Genomic DNA, 14,762 nt, shown 5'->3' on the forward strand with positions numbered 1-14,762 from the left:
TAATATTATTTAATATTTGTTAAATAGAAATAATGGGTTATCTAATAGAAAACATGAACAGACCTAAGTTTGATCATGTTTTAACATGTTTTTTAAAAAACAGATTTTTCAACAATACGAACTAAAACCCAAGATTTAGTTTTAGAAATTGGTCTAGATTCTCGAATTTCAATTAAATCACCTGTAGAACATTCATTTTTTTCGTCATGAATATGAAGTTTTGTAGTTTTTTTAACAAATTTTTTATAAATTGTATGTTTAACAAAACGTTCAATTGAAACAACAGCTGATTTATGCATTTTATTGCTTATAACACGACCTTGTAAAGTACGAATTTTTTCCATTATTTAAAACGCTCTTTTTCAGTTAATATCGTTTTTAATTGTGCAATATTTCGTTTAACTTTTCGTAATAAATGTGATTGTTTTAATTTACCGGATGCACATTGCATGCGCAGATTAAATTTTTCCCTTAATAATTCTAGAAGCTCTCTATTAAGTTCTTGGAAATTTTTTTTACGAAATTTTAATAATTCTTTCATTTAAACCACCATTTTAGTTACAAAGGTAGTCTTAATAGGTAATTTTGATGCGGCTAATCTAAATGCTATACGAGACTCTTCTTCAGAAACTCCATCTAACTCATAAAGAATCTTGCCAGGTTGTACTAAAGCAACCCAATATTCAACATTACCTTTACCTTTCCCCATTCTAACTTCTAATGGTTTTTGTGTTATAGGTTTATCTGGGAAAATACGTATCCAAATTTTACCTTGTCTTTTAATACAACGTGTTATAGCTCTTCGAGCAGATTCAATTTGACGAGCTGTAATGCGCCCTCTATCAACAGCTTTTAATCCAAAAGTACCAAAATCAACATTAGTACTAATTGCAAGCCCACGATTTCGACCTTTGTGCATTTTACGAAATTTAGTACGTTTTGGTTGCAACATTAGAAAATTCTCCTACTTTCGATTTTTACGATGTTGCTTTTTCGATTGAATAGATGGTTTTTGTTCTAATTTTTCAATAGCTGACATACCACCTAGTATTTCACCTTTAAAAATCCAAACTTTTACACCTATTACACCATATGTTGTATGAGCTTCTGAAATACTATAATCAATATTTGCACGCAGAGTATGTAGTGGTACTCTTCCTTCTCTATACCATTCTCTACGAGCTATTTCAGCACCACCTAATCTACCACTAACTTCTACTTTAATACCTTTTGCTCCCTGTCTCATTGCATTTTGAACAGATCTTTTCATAGCTCTTCTAAACATAACTCTTCGTTCTAATTGAGAAGTAATGCTTTCTGAAACTAATTTCGCATCTAATTCAGGTTTTCTAACTTCAGAAATATTTATCTGAGCTGGTACACCAGTTATTTTTGCAACAACAACTCTTAATTTTTCAACATCCTCGCCTTTTTTACCTATTACAATACCTGGTCTAGCCGTATAGATAGTAACACGAATACTTTTAGCAGGTCTTTCAATGATAATACGGGATACTGAAGCTTTTATTAATTCTTTCATTAAAAATTGACGAACTTTGTAATCACTATCTAAATGATCTGCAAACTCTTTAGTATTCGAAAACCATACAGAGTTCCATTTTTTGATTATACCCAATCGCATACCATTAGGATGGACTTTTTGACCCATTACTCATTCTCCAACAAATTAACAATCAGCAACAATCACAGTAATATGACTAGTACGTTTTAAAATACGATCTGCTCGTCCTTTAGCACGAGGCATCATTCTTTTCATTGTAGAACCTTCATCAACAAATATATTTTTAATTCTTAATTTATCTATATCAACACCATCATTGTGTTCTGCATTTGCTATAGCTGATTCTAATACTTTTTTAACTAAAATTGCTGCTTTTTTATTATTAAAATTTAATATGTTTAATGCTTTTGGTACTTTTTTACCACGAATTAAATCTGCTATTAATCGAATTTTTTGAGCAGAAGATCGAGCTTTTCGATATTGAGCTAAAGTTTCCATTTATCCCTCTTTTTTCTAACGTTTTTTTACTTTTTTATCTGCAGTATGTCCTCTATAGGTACGAGTCAAAGAAAATTCGCCTAATTTATGTCCAACCATTTCTTCAGTAATAAAAATTGGAATATGATTGCGACCATTATGAACAGATATTGTCAAACCAACCATATTTGGAAATACTGTTGAACGTCTAGACCAAGTTTTTAAAGGTTTTTTATCATTTAATTTTACAGCTTTTTCTACTTTTTTTAACAAACTAACATCAATAAAAGGACCTTTTTTCAAGGAACGTGGCATAAAATGATTCTCTAAAGTTATTTATGACGATGACGTAAAATAAATTTCTCAGTACGTTTATTTTTCCGGGTTTTTTTGCCCTTTGTTTGAACGCCCCAAGGAGTTACTGGATGCTTTCCAAAATTTCTTCCTTCACCTCCACCATGAGGGTGATCTACTGGATTCATAGCAGTGCCTCGAACAGTTGGTCGAATTCCAATCCATCTCGAAGCACCTGCTTTACCTAAAACTTTTAACATATGTTCAGCATTTCCAACTTCACCAATTGTACCTCGACAATTAGACTCAGTTTTTCTCATTTCACCAGATCGTAATCGTAAAGTTGCATAATCTTTATCACGTGCTACTAGTTGAACGTAACTTCCTGCAGATCGTGCAATTTGACCTCCTTTTCCTGGTTTCATTTCTACATTATGGATAAGTGAACCAATAGGAATATTTTTAATCGGCAAAGTGTTACCTATCTTAATAGGAACGTTTAGTCCTGATATAATAATATCACCTATTTTTAAACCTTTAGGAGCTAAAATATAACTTCGTGTTCCATCTTTATATAATATTAAAGCAATATGAGAAGAACGATTTGGATCATATTCAAATCTTTCTATGACAGCATCTATATTATCTTTATTTCTTTTAAAATCTATAATACGATATGCTCGTTTATGTCCTCCTCCAATATGTCGAGTCGTAATTCTTCCATTGTTATTACGTCCTCCAGTTTTGCTTTTTTTTGCAATAAGTGAAGAATATGGACTCCCCTTATACAAACTCTTATTGACAACTTTAATAACATGACGTCGACCGGGGGATGTCGGCTTACATTTAACAATTGCCATTTTTATTTCCTCTGACTACTCTATGTTACCCATAAAATCTAAATTTTGACCTTTTTTAACTGTAACGTATGCTTTTTTCCAATTGCTTCGGAAAACAATACGATTAGATTGACGCTTTTTTTTTCCTTTAATACATACTGTTTTTACACTATCTACTTGTATATTAAATAATTTTTGTATCGCAAATTTAATTTCATATTTAGTAGAGCTTTTTAAAACTTTAAAAACAACAGTATTAAACTTTTCCATCAGTATAGATGATTTCTCGGACACATGTGGAGAGAGTAGTATTTGTAACAAACGCTCTTCAGAAATCATGAAAGTATTTCCTCTATTTTTTTTAAAGCTTCAACAGTAATTAAAATATTCTCGAAAGCAATTAAACTAACTGGATCTATAGAATATACATCTTTTACATCAACTGAATATAAATTTCTCGAAGCAAGAAATAAATTATTATCTAACTTATTAGTTATAATAAGAACATTTTTCAGATTTATTTTATTTAATTTTTCAACTAATAGTTTTGTTTTAGGTAAAATTAATGAAAAATCTTTAAAAATAATTAATCTTTTTTGGCGTATTAATTCAGAAAAAATACTTTTTAACGCGCCACGATACATTTTCTTATTAATTTTTTGAGAATGTTCTTGCGGTTTTGCAGCGAACGTGATTCCTCCAGAACGCCAAATAGGGCTTCTAAAAGAACCTGCTCGAGCACGTCCGGTTCCTTTTTGACGCCATGGTTTTCTACCTGAACCAGAAACATCAGCACGACTTTTTTGTGCTCTCGTACCTTGACGAGTAGACGCTGAATAAGCAACAACCACTTGATGAATTAGAGCTTCATTAAAATCTCGAGCAAAAATAATTTCAGAAACACTAAGAAGGTTCTGCACGTCTTTAACTACTAATTCCATGCTTAATTCCTTATTCCTCAAATCTTAATAGCTGGTTTAACAATAAGATCACTACCTGTAGGTCCTGGGACAGAACCCTTTACTAAAAGTAAATTATGATTTTCATCAATACGTATTACATTTAAATTTTGTACTGTAACGCGTTTATTTCCTAATTGTCCTGCCATTTTTTTTCCTTTAAATACTCTACCAGGAGTTTGATTTTGACCAATAGATCCTGGAACTCTATGAGATAAAGAGTTTCCATGTGTGGCATCTTGAGTACGAAAATTCCAGCGTTTGACAGTACCAGAAAAACCTTTTCCTTTAGAAATACCTGTAATATCTACTTTTTTAATATTATTAAAAATATTAATTTTAAGACTTTGACCTAATTGAAAGTTTTCGTTAATATTTATTTTAAATTCCCATAAATTACGACCAGGAACTACACCTGCTTTTAAAAAATGACCTGATTGTGGTTTTTTAAGTCTATTTATTTTTTTTACACCTGTTGTAATTTGAATAGCAAGATATCCATCAGTTTTTATATCTTTTATTTGTGTTATTCGATTTTCTTTTAACTCAATTACAGTAACAGGAAGTGAGTTTCCTTCCTTAGTAAAAATACGAGTCATACCAAGTTTTTTACCAATTAAACCAATCATTTTAAAAACCTTATATTTCTATCTAATTAACCTAAACTGATTTGAACATCTACACCAGCAGCAAGATCAAGTCGCATTAGTGCGTCAACAGTTTTTTCAGTAGGCTCTACTATATCGATTAATCGTTTATGAGTACGAATTTCATATTGATCACGTGCATCTTTATTTACATGTGGAGAAATTAAAATAGTAAAACGTTCTTTACGAGTAGGAAGTGGAATAGGACCACGAACTTGTGCACCAGTTCTTTTTGCGGTTTCAACGATTTCTGTAGTTGATTGATCAATTAATCTATGATCAAATGCTTTTAAACGAATACGAATTCTTTGGTTCTGCATTATACCAGAACTCCAATTTTATTAAAAAATAAAAATTTTACCCTCTCTCTATTTTTAGAGATTAGATGTATAATAACTTCTATATAACCCCTATATTAGGAGTATTTTAAAATATTTAAAGTATAAAATATTTTTAATCTTATAAAATTACTTTATTTAAAACAAATTAACCTACAATATAAATTACAATACCAAGAAAAGAGCATTGTATACTCTTTTCTTAATAAATTCAACTAAGTATAGTATAAAATATTAGAATATAAAATATTAAACTAATACTTTAGAGACTACTCCAGCGCCAACAGTTCTACCGCCTTCGCGTATCGCAAATCGTAATCCGTCTGCCATAGCAATAGGATGAATTAAAGTAACAATCATTTTTATATTATCTCCTGGCATTACCATTTCTACACCTTCAGGTAATTCAATAGATCCTGTCACATCAGTAGTTCGAAAATAAAACTGAGGACGATATCCTTTAAAAAATGGAGTATGTCGACCGCCTTCTTCTTTTGATAAAACATATACTTCAGACTCAAATGTTGTATGGGGATGAATACTACCAGGTTTTGCTAAAACTTGACCTCTTTCAATTTCATCACGTTTTGTACCTCGAAGTAAAACACCTACGTTTTCTCCAGCACGACCTTCATCTAATAATTTCCTAAACATTTCAACACCAGTGCAAGTAGTTTTAGTTGTTTTTTTAATACCAACAATTTCCACTTCTTCACCAACTTTAATAATTCCTTTTTCAACTCGACCAGTAACAACTGTACCTCTTCCTGATATCGAAAAAACATCTTCTATAGGCAATAAAAAAGGTTGATCAATTGCTCTTTTTGGTTCAGGAATATAACTGTCTAAAAATTTAGATAATTCTAATATTTTAGATTCCCACTCAGGATCACCTTCTAATGCTTTTAATGCGGATCCACGAACAATAGGAGTATCATCGCCTGGAAAGTCATATTGAGTTAATAAATCACGAACTTCCATTTCTACTAGTTCTAATAACTCTTCGTCGTCCACCATATCACATTTATTTAAAAATACAACAATATAGGGAACACCAACTTGTCTACCAAGCAAAATATGTTCACGTGTTTGAGGCATTGGCCCATCGGTAGCTGCAACCACTAAAATGGCTCCATCCATTTGAGCAGCTCCAGTAATCATATTTTTAATGTAATCTGCATGGCCAGGACAATCAACATGTGCATAATGTCTTAAGTCCGTATCATATTCTACATGAGAAGTATTTATCGTAATACCTCTTGCTTTTTCTTCTGGAGCATTATCTATTTGATCAAAAGCACGAGCAGAACCGCCATATTTTTTTGATAATACAGTAGTAATAGCTGCTGTTAATGTTGTTTTACCATGATCTACATGACCAATAGTTCCTACATTAATATGAGGCTTTAAACGTTGAAACTTTTCTTTTGACATTATTTCATCCTTTATAGTTTTAATTATCTAGATATTTTATAAATAATTATTTATTTTTTTTTTGAATAATAAGATCGGAAACGCTAGACGGTGCTTCTACATATTTTAAAAACTCCATAGAATAAGAAGCTCTGCCTTGAGTTTGAGATCGTAAATCAGTAGCATAACCAAACATTTCAGATAAAGGAACACAAGCCTGGATAATTTTTCCTATAGATAAATCTTTCATACCGTCAATGATACCCCTACGACGATTTAAATCACCAATAACATCACCCATATAGTCATCTGGTGTTTCTACTTCAACTTTCATAATAGGTTCCAATAAAATTGGTCTTGCTTGTTTAAAACCATTTTTAAATGCTAAAGAAGCTGCAATCTTAAATGCCAATTCTGAAGAATCAACATCATGATAAGAACCAAAATAAAGACGAACTCCTATATCTACCACTGGATATCCTGCTAAAGGTCCATATTTTAGTTGCTCTTGAATACCTTTATCAATTGCTGAAATATATTCATTAGGTATTACACCACCTTTAATATCATTAATAAATGAGTATCCAATACCTCCCGGTTCTAATGGAAATAGTTCAATGACAACATGACCATACTGTCCTCTACCACCAGACTGTTTAATATGTTTCCCTTCAATATCAGTAACTTTATTTAAAATAGTTTCACGATATGCTACTTGTGGTTTTCCAATATTAGCATCAACGCTAAATTCTCGTTTCATTCGATCGACAATAATTTCTAAATGCAACTCACCCATACCAGAAATAATTGTTTGATTAGATTCTTGATCAGTATGAACTCTAAAAGAAGGATCTTCTTTAGCTAATCTACTTAATGCTAAACCCATTTTTTCTTGATCAGCTTTTGTTTTAGGTTCTACTGAAATAGATATTACTGGTTCTGGAAATTCCATGCGTTCTAATATAATAGGTTGATTTAAATCGCATAATGTATCTCCAGTCGTGACATCTTTTAAACCAATAGCTGCCGCTATATCACCTGCATATACTTCTTTAATTTCTTCTCTTTTATTTGCATGCATTTGCACAATTCTTCCAAATCTTTCACGTTGAGATTTGACAGAATTAAAAACAGTATCTCCTGACTTTACTATTCCAGAATATACTCGGAAAAATGTTAAATTTCCTACGAATGGATCAGTCGCAATTTTAAATGCTAAAGCTGAAAATGGAGCATTATCATCTGAAGATCTCAAAGCTGGGATATTCGTTCGGATATTTTCAATACCTTTTATATCTTGAATATCATTAGGAGCAGGCAGATATTCAACTATTGCATCTAATAATGCTTGTACTCCCTTATTTTTAAAGGCAGAACCACAAGTAATAAGCGTAATTTCATTATTTAAAGAACGTTTTCTTAATTCTGATTTTATTTCTTTTTCAGATAATTCTATTCCATTTAAATATTTTTCCATAAGACTTTCATTAGATTCAACAGCTGATTCAATTAAATTTTGACGCCATTTTTCAGATAATTCAATCATATCTGAAGGAATATCTTTATAATTGAAAGTAATACCCTGGTCAAAATCTTGCCATTCAATTGCTTTCATTTTAATTAAATCTATTACACCTGTAAAATATTCTTCCGAGCCAATAGGTAATTGTAAAGGTACAGGATTCCCTCCTAATCGTGTTTTAATTTGTTTTACAGATTTTAAAAAATTTGCACCCATACGATCCATTTTGTTTATAAAAGCTATACGAGGTACGTTATACTTATTAGCTTGTCTCCATACAGTTTCAGATTGAGGTTGAACACCACCAACTGCACAGTAAACCATTACTGCACCATCTAATACACGCATAGAACGTTCTACTTCTATAGTGAAATCTACGTGCCCAGGAGTATCAATAATATTAATTCTATGAGATTTAAATTGTTTACCCATACCACTCCAAAAAGCTGTGGTAGCAGCAGATGTAATCGTAATACCTCTTTCTTGTTCTTGCTCCATCCAGTCCATTGTAGCTGCTCCGTCATGTACTTCACCAATTTTATGATTGATTCCAGTATAAAAAAGAATTCTTTCCGTAGTAGTAGTTTTACCAGCATCTATGTGAGCACTAATTCCAATGTTTCGATATCGAGAAATAGGTGTTGTACGAGACATAATAAATTTTTACTTTTAGTTTTTTGAAAGTGATTATTATCAAGTAAAATTAAAATACTTGCTAAAATATAAATTTTAAAAAATTTTTAAAACATTACCAACGATAGTGAGCAAATGCTTTATTTGCTTCAGCCATACGATGAACTTCTTCCCTTTTTTTAACAGAAGCTCCTTTATTATCAAGTGCATCATATAATTCATGTGATAAACGCAAAGCCATAGATTTATCTGATCTTTTACGTGCTGAATCTATAATCCACCTCATAGCTAATGCATTTCGACGTATTGGACGTACTTCAACAGGAACTTGATATGTAGATCCACCAACACGACGTGATTTAACTTCTACAGTAGGACGAACATTTTCCAAAGCAATTTCAAATGCTTCTAATTCTTTTTTTTCTGTTCGTTTTGATAGATTTTTAAGAGCTGTATAAACAATTACTTCAGCAATAGATTTTTTTCCATCTACCATTAAAATATTAATAAATTTAGCTAACAATTCTGAAGAAAATTTTGGATCCGGTAGAATTTTACGAGTAGTAATAATACGACGACGTGGCATAAAAACTCCTTAATGTTTATATAATTCATGATATCAAGCAATTAAACTTTTACTTTTTTTACGCCATATTTAGATCGGCTTTTTTTTCGATCTTTAACACCAGCACAGTCTAAAGAACCCCTAATAACATGATATCGAACCCCCGGTAAATCTTTAACTCTTCCACCACGTATTAAGATTACAGAATGCTCTTGTAAATTATGACCTTCTCCACCTATATATGCTGTTACCTCAAATCCATTAGTTAACCTGACTCGACATACCTTACGTAATGCTGAGTTAGGTTTTTTAGGAGTAGTTGTATAAACACGAGTACATACTCCTCTTTTTTGAGGGCTATTCGATAAAGCAGGTACATTAGTTTTAATTGCTTTTCGTAAACGAGGTTTTCGAACCAATTGATTAACTGTGGCCATATAATTTCCTATTTATAATTAATTTTGTGATTAATTTCAATATAATAAAATTGAAATTATATTATAATGTAGAATTTTAAGACTGGATATATAAATCAAAGTAACTAAGTATATTTTACCAAGTCATCTGTGTTTTATTTTTAAGTGTTAATGAAACGAAATGAATATAACTAATTAATATAAAATTAGTAGATATATTATTTATAATGCCTCGAGCATAAACGTCTTCTTTTATTACATATAAGTTTGCTGATGAAAAAATAATAACATCTAAAAAAACACTATTAGTCAAAGCAATTAAAACACCATCTTGTAAAGCTAAAAAATCATCTTTTTTTCTTAGCATGCTGGTAAGAAGAGACATATTAGTTTTATAAGGAGATTGTATTAAAGTATGTAACATAAAAAAATTTACCTTAAAAATTAATAATTACATCATGATCATCTAATTTTAAACGTAAAAAATATGAATTTAATATATTTACTTGTAATACAAATTTAGTATTAAAGTTTAAACCTCTTTCAAATAAAGATAGTTTACAACAATAAAAATTTTTAATATCATATAAAGATAATATAGAAAACAACGAAGTATAATTGCGAGTTAAAATTTTTTCTGATTTATGAGTTTTAAATAATTGAAAAACACCATCTCCAATAAAAAATAAACTAATTTTTTTTAAAATAGCAGAAGTTCCTAAAACAGCATCTAATCCTTCTTTTCCGAAAGTTGTGCCATGTGGGCAACTAGAAAAAACAAAAGCAATTTTTTTCATAAAATTATTATATTTAATTAAAATTGTATTAAACGATCCGAAATGTTTATAGCATTACCTAATTCTAATAATCCGCTGAATTGAAAAAAAGATGCTAAATTTCCTTGTTTAAATCTAGATATAGTATTATCTTCTACTACACCTCTTCTTAAAGCAGCGCTTGTACATACATGTAATGGAACATGATGTCTTTGGTGCAATTTTTGCCAACCTTGAATTAAATTAAATTCATCAACAGGCGCTTCATTGATAATATTAGCATTAAGAACACCATCACAATAAAAAAAAACACTATTTAATATATGATTCATTTTTATTAATGATTTACAGAATAAAAAAGCTGTACTTGCATTTTGTGTTCCATAAGCAGCACCTGTAACTAAAACTGTATAATTCATTGTTTATCTTTAATCTTTAATATTTTAATTTCTATTCATATTTTAATCGTTTTTTACATCAACTAATTCTATATCAAAAATTAAGGTAGAATTTCCTGGAATTCCATTTAATCCGGTATTTCCATATCCTAATGAAGGAGGTATAACTAATTTAATTTTTCCATTTTTTTTGATATATTTTAATCCTTCTTGCCATCCTAATATTACATCTTTTAACATAAATGTGACAGGTTTTCCTCTAATGTATGAATTATCAAATTCTATTCCATTAATTAAAGATCCCTTATAGTGTACAGTGATTTCTGTATTTTCTGTAATTTTTTCACCTTTGCCTGGTTTTTCTATAAGATACATTAGACCACTTTCAGTTTGACGTACACCTTTAATTTTAGAAAATTCTTTCATATACAATTGTCCTTGAATCAAATTTTCTTTTTCATCTTTTTTAATTTGAATTTTAGTTGCATTTTTAAGTTTTTTTTCTAATTTTTCAAGAATTTCAGAAATTTCTTGATTAGATAGCTGTAAATTATTTGAAATTGCATCTTGTATACCTAATAAAAGACTATATTTATCTAATTTAATTCCTAATTTTTTTTGTTTTTCAAAAGATTGATTAACATAATTACCTAAAGATACTCCTAGTGCATACCCTATTTTTTCAGTTTCACTTTTAAAAATTTTTTTATTTTTTGAATCTGATTGCATTGGAAGAGTGGGCTGCGTTTCTGCATATAAAATGGGCATATAAAATAATAAAAATAACAACATAATTCTTTTTATTCGGAAAAAAATCATTTATTACTCCATTCAATAAATTTCTGTTCGTTATAAATTTTATATTAAATAATCTTTCTTAAAATGAAATTATTTTATATAATATATTCTTAAAATGAAAAATAAAAAATTTTACAAATAAGAATAAAAATGAAAAAAAAATTCTTTAAAAATATTGAAAATGACAATAAAAAAATTAATATTCAAGAAAAGTATATTAATGAGCTTAAAAATAAAATTTCATTAAATCAAATAGAAATAAAAAATATTCAAGAAACTATAAAAAACTTATCAAAAAAAATAAATGATATAAAATTATATATTGATCGATTATTAAAAGTACGACAACCTCCGCATTATTAATCACCATATTAACTTTTATATTACTTTTAAAAAAATATTTTTATAAAGTTTTTTTTAAAGCACAATAAAAACGATTCATACCTTCAACAATGTCAGATTCAGTAATAATTAATGAAGGAGCCATTCTAATTACATTATTTCCTGCAGTTAAAAAAATTACTCCTTCTAAAAACGAAGCATGTAAAATATCATTAATTTTTTTAATAAATTTTGATTCTACTACAATACCAATAAGTAAACCCATTCCTCGTATTTCTGTAAATAATTGAAAACGTTTATTAATAATATTTAATTCGAATATAATTCTTTTCAATTTTTTTTTAATACCAGATAAAACATCTTTTGTATTAATAATATCAATTGTTGCTTCAGCAACAGCGCAAGCTAGAGGATTACCTCCATATGTTGTTCCATGAATGCCAGGTGTAATTACAGATTTAATCTTAGTCGTTGTTAACATCGCGCTAATTGGAAAACCGCCGCCTAAAGATTTAGCAATTGTTAAGATATCAGGTTTTACTTCATAATGTTCGTATGCAAATAATTTCCCAGTTCTACCTATACCTGTTTGAACTTCATCGAAAATTAATAATGCATTATATTTATCACATAATATCCGAAGCTCTTTCACAAAAGATTTTGAAGCTGGAACAATTCCACCCTCACCTTGAATTAATTCTAGAACTATTGCACAAGTATTTTGATCAATTATATTTCTTACAGTTTCAATTTTATTAAATTCAGCATGTTGAATTCCTAAGGGTTTAGGTCCAAAAAAATCAGAATATTTTGATTGTCCACCAACAGATACTGTAAAAAATGTTCTACCATGAAATGAATTATAAAAAGAAATAATTTTATTTTTTTTTAAATGATACTTTTTAGTAGCATAATAACGTGATAATTTAAATGCTGCTTCGTTTGCTTCAGCTCCTGAATTCGCAAAAAAAACATAAGACGCAAAACTTGATAAAACTAATTTTTCAGCTAATCTTAAGGCCGGTTCATTTGTAAAAATATTACTAGTATGCCATATTTTTTTACTTTGATAATTTAAAACTTGATTTAATATAGGATGACAGTGACCTAATGATGTAACTGCAATTCCACCAGAAAAATCAATATATTCTTTTCCTTTTTGATCCCAAACACGACTACCTTGACCTTTTACTGGGATAAAATAAGAAGGATTATAAAAAGGTAAAATTAAATTATTAAAACTATTTCTTGTAACCAATGTATTTTTTAATATCATTAAATTTCCTAAAATATATATTTACTAAATTAATCAATTTTCCAAAAAAAAATTAAAAACTATATTTTTAAAGTATTTACAAATTTGAAAAAAATGAAAATTTATTAAATAATAAAATTAAAATATACATTATATTTTATTAAATTTAAACTTATTTTATTAATAAATAATAACTGAACAACTTCTTTATATATCTAGTTTTAAAAAACATTTGCAATATTTAAAATCTTGATACAGTTATATTTCTAATAAATAATATATTAAAATATAAAATAATTTTTAATACTTTAAAAATTTTGGATTTTATAAAAAACAGGTGAAAAAAGTGAAAAACATTAACCAAATAGGACTTACATGGATTAGTTTTTTTTCATACGCTTTCACAGGTGCATTAATAGTTGTTACTGGAATGATAATGGGAGATATTGCTAATTATTTTAATTTATCTATATCTCAAATGAGTAATATTTTTACTTGTTTAAATGCAGGTATATTAATATCAATTTTATTGAATTCTTGGCTTATTAATATTATTTCATTAAAAAAACAATTAATATACGGATTCATACTTTCAATAATTTCTATTTTAGGAATAATTTTTTCTAAAAATATACTATTATTTTCTATTAATATTTTTATACTAGGATTAGTAAGTGGAATTACTATGTCAATTGGTACTTTTATTATTACTACATTATATTCTGGATCTAAAAGAGGATCACAACTATTACTAACTGATTCTTTTTTTAGTATGTCTGGAATGATATTTCCTATTATTACAGCATATTTATTAGAAAGTAAATTTTTATGGTATTGGATATATGTATGCATAGGTATTATTTATCTAATAATTTTTATTTTATCAATTAACTTAGACTTTCCAGAATCAATAGATACATTAAATCATACAACTGAAGTTAAAAAATGGAATTTTAATATAATTTTATTATCTATATCTGCATTGCTATATATTTTAGGCCAGTTAAGTTTTATTTCTTGGGTACCTCAATACGCAACAGAAATAATAAATATTGACATAAAAAAAACAGGAAATTTAGTAAGCGAGTTTTGGATGGCATATATGATTGGTATGTGGTGTTTTAGTTTTATAATAAAATTTTTTAATTTAAAAAGTGTATTTATTTTTTTAACTGGAATTTCTTCAATACTTATGTACGTCTATATACATAATTCTAATTATTTAATCATGAAATATATTATTATTAGTTTAGGATTTTTTTCGAGTGCTATCTATACAATAATTATAACTTTAGCTTCTTTGCAAACTAAAAAACCATCTGCAAAATTAATAAATATAATTCTATTTTTTGGAACTATTGGAACATTGTTAACATTTATCGTTACTAGTCCTATCGTAGAAAAAAAAGGACTTTATGCAACTTTAATATGCTCTAATATACTATATGGAATAGTATTTTTTCTATCTTTAGTTATTTTAATAAACAGTAAAAATAAAATCTATTCTAAAAAATGAAAATTTTTCTATAACCAAAAAAATAATATTTATGTAATAAATAAACTAGAAC

The 14,762-nt window shown here is 28.3% G+C and carries 22 protein-coding genes; 2 read left to right on the forward strand and 20 right to left on the reverse strand.

Features of this window, described 5'->3' with window-relative positions; all coding sequences use genetic code 11:
• Nucleotides 1-92: 92 nt before the first annotated feature.
• The 19 genes from rpsQ to fkpA form a co-directional block, all read right to left on the reverse strand.
• Nucleotides 93-347: a 30S ribosomal protein S17 gene (gene rpsQ / locus D9V62_RS02625; protein WP_261979522.1), complete on the reverse strand. Its 255-nt coding sequence runs from the start codon at nucleotides 345-347 to the stop codon at nucleotides 93-95.
• Nucleotides 344-541, reverse strand: coding sequence for a 50S ribosomal protein L29 (gene rpmC / locus D9V62_RS02630; RefSeq protein WP_158340246.1), 198 nt, complete (start codon nucleotides 539-541; stop codon nucleotides 344-346). The genes rpsQ and rpmC overlap by 4 nt, the downstream gene beginning before the upstream one ends.
• Nucleotides 542-952, reverse strand: a complete 411-nt coding sequence (gene rplP, locus D9V62_RS02635) for a 50S ribosomal protein L16 (protein ID WP_158340247.1) — start codon at nucleotides 950-952, stop codon at nucleotides 542-544.
• Nucleotides 953-964: 12 nt separating this feature from the next.
• Entirely contained in the window at nucleotides 965-1,669 is a 705-nt protein-coding gene (gene rpsC, locus D9V62_RS02640) for a 30S ribosomal protein S3 (RefSeq protein ID WP_158340248.1), read from the reverse strand.
• 18 nt (nucleotides 1,670-1,687) lie between these two features.
• The gene (rplV, locus tag D9V62_RS02645) at nucleotides 1,688-2,020 is read right to left on the reverse strand and encodes a 50S ribosomal protein L22 (protein ID WP_158340249.1); all 333 of its coding nucleotides are present in this window, start codon (nucleotides 2,018-2,020) and stop codon (nucleotides 1,688-1,690) included.
• 15 nt (nucleotides 2,021-2,035) lie between these two features.
• The gene (rpsS, locus tag D9V62_RS02650; RefSeq protein WP_158340250.1) at nucleotides 2,036-2,314 is read right to left on the reverse strand and encodes a 30S ribosomal protein S19; all 279 of its coding nucleotides are present in this window, start codon (nucleotides 2,312-2,314) and stop codon (nucleotides 2,036-2,038) included.
• Between the two features lie 17 nt (nucleotides 2,315-2,331).
• On the reverse strand, nucleotides 2,332-3,153 hold the full coding sequence (gene rplB, locus D9V62_RS02655; RefSeq protein WP_158340251.1) for a 50S ribosomal protein L2: 822 nt from the start codon (nucleotides 3,151-3,153) through the stop codon (nucleotides 2,332-2,334).
• 15 nt (nucleotides 3,154-3,168) lie between these two features.
• Nucleotides 3,169-3,471, reverse strand: a complete 303-nt coding sequence (gene rplW / locus D9V62_RS02660) for a 50S ribosomal protein L23 (protein ID WP_158340252.1) — start codon at nucleotides 3,469-3,471, stop codon at nucleotides 3,169-3,171.
• On the reverse strand, nucleotides 3,468-4,073 hold the full coding sequence (gene rplD, locus D9V62_RS02665) for a 50S ribosomal protein L4 (RefSeq protein ID WP_158340253.1): 606 nt from the start codon (nucleotides 4,071-4,073) through the stop codon (nucleotides 3,468-3,470). The genes rplW and rplD overlap by 4 nt, the downstream gene beginning before the upstream one ends.
• A gap of 17 nt (nucleotides 4,074-4,090) precedes the next feature.
• Complete coding sequence (gene rplC, locus D9V62_RS02670; protein ID WP_158340254.1) at nucleotides 4,091-4,720, reverse strand: 50S ribosomal protein L3; 630 nt, start codon at nucleotides 4,718-4,720, stop codon at nucleotides 4,091-4,093.
• Nucleotides 4,721-4,746: 26 nt separating this feature from the next.
• Nucleotides 4,747-5,058, reverse strand: a complete 312-nt coding sequence (gene rpsJ, locus D9V62_RS02675; RefSeq protein ID WP_053940444.1) for a 30S ribosomal protein S10 — start codon at nucleotides 5,056-5,058, stop codon at nucleotides 4,747-4,749.
• A 267-nt stretch (nucleotides 5,059-5,325) separates the two neighbouring features.
• Nucleotides 5,326-6,510, reverse strand: a complete 1,185-nt coding sequence (gene tuf, locus D9V62_RS02680; protein ID WP_158340255.1) for an elongation factor Tu — start codon at nucleotides 6,508-6,510, stop codon at nucleotides 5,326-5,328.
• Nucleotides 6,511-6,556: 46 nt separating this feature from the next.
• Nucleotides 6,557-8,665, reverse strand: coding sequence for an elongation factor G (gene fusA, locus D9V62_RS02685; RefSeq protein ID WP_158340256.1), 2,109 nt, complete (start codon nucleotides 8,663-8,665; stop codon nucleotides 6,557-6,559).
• Nucleotides 8,666-8,759: 94 nt separating this feature from the next.
• Nucleotides 8,760-9,230, reverse strand: a complete 471-nt coding sequence (gene rpsG / locus D9V62_RS02690) for a 30S ribosomal protein S7 (protein ID WP_158340257.1) — start codon at nucleotides 9,228-9,230, stop codon at nucleotides 8,760-8,762.
• 41 nt (nucleotides 9,231-9,271) lie between these two features.
• Entirely contained in the window at nucleotides 9,272-9,646 is a 375-nt protein-coding gene (gene rpsL, locus D9V62_RS02695) for a 30S ribosomal protein S12 (protein ID WP_158340258.1), read from the reverse strand.
• A 115-nt stretch (nucleotides 9,647-9,761) separates the two neighbouring features.
• Nucleotides 9,762-10,049, reverse strand: coding sequence for a sulfurtransferase complex subunit TusB (gene tusB / locus D9V62_RS02700; protein WP_158340259.1), 288 nt, complete (start codon nucleotides 10,047-10,049; stop codon nucleotides 9,762-9,764).
• 13 nt (nucleotides 10,050-10,062) lie between these two features.
• On the reverse strand, nucleotides 10,063-10,422 hold the full coding sequence (tusC, locus tag D9V62_RS02705) for a sulfurtransferase complex subunit TusC (RefSeq protein WP_158340260.1): 360 nt from the start codon (nucleotides 10,420-10,422) through the stop codon (nucleotides 10,063-10,065).
• Between the two features lie 17 nt (nucleotides 10,423-10,439).
• Nucleotides 10,440-10,820, reverse strand: a complete 381-nt coding sequence (tusD, locus tag D9V62_RS02710) for a sulfurtransferase complex subunit TusD (RefSeq protein WP_158340261.1) — start codon at nucleotides 10,818-10,820, stop codon at nucleotides 10,440-10,442.
• A 42-nt stretch (nucleotides 10,821-10,862) separates the two neighbouring features.
• Nucleotides 10,863-11,618, reverse strand: a complete 756-nt coding sequence (gene fkpA, locus D9V62_RS02715; RefSeq protein ID WP_158340262.1) for an FKBP-type peptidyl-prolyl cis-trans isomerase — start codon at nucleotides 11,616-11,618, stop codon at nucleotides 10,863-10,865.
• 129 nt (nucleotides 11,619-11,747) lie between these two features.
• On the opposite strand from fkpA, the gene D9V62_RS02720 reads away from it, so the two are divergent.
• Nucleotides 11,748-11,960 (forward strand): hypothetical protein, encoded by a 213-nt coding sequence (locus D9V62_RS02720; RefSeq protein ID WP_158340263.1) that lies wholly within the window; start codon nucleotides 11,748-11,750, stop codon nucleotides 11,958-11,960.
• A 40-nt stretch (nucleotides 11,961-12,000) separates the two neighbouring features.
• Here the strand turns inward: D9V62_RS02720 and D9V62_RS02725 are convergent, their stop codons facing one another.
• A complete protein-coding gene (locus tag D9V62_RS02725) occupies nucleotides 12,001-13,215 on the reverse strand; it encodes an aspartate aminotransferase family protein (protein WP_158340264.1) in 1,215 nt (404 codons plus the stop codon).
• 325 nt (nucleotides 13,216-13,540) lie between these two features.
• Here D9V62_RS02725 and tsgA point away from each other — a divergent pair, with 325 nt between their 5' ends.
• Nucleotides 13,541-14,710 (forward strand): MFS transporter TsgA, encoded by a 1,170-nt coding sequence (gene tsgA / locus D9V62_RS02730; RefSeq protein WP_158340265.1) that lies wholly within the window; start codon nucleotides 13,541-13,543, stop codon nucleotides 14,708-14,710.
• Nucleotides 14,711-14,762: the final 52 nt, after the last annotated feature.

The sequence above is a fragment of the Buchnera aphidicola (Aphis helianthi) genome, from assembly GCF_005083845.1.
GTDB classification, from domain to species: Bacteria; Pseudomonadota; Gammaproteobacteria; order Enterobacterales; family Enterobacteriaceae; genus Buchnera; species Buchnera aphidicola_AW.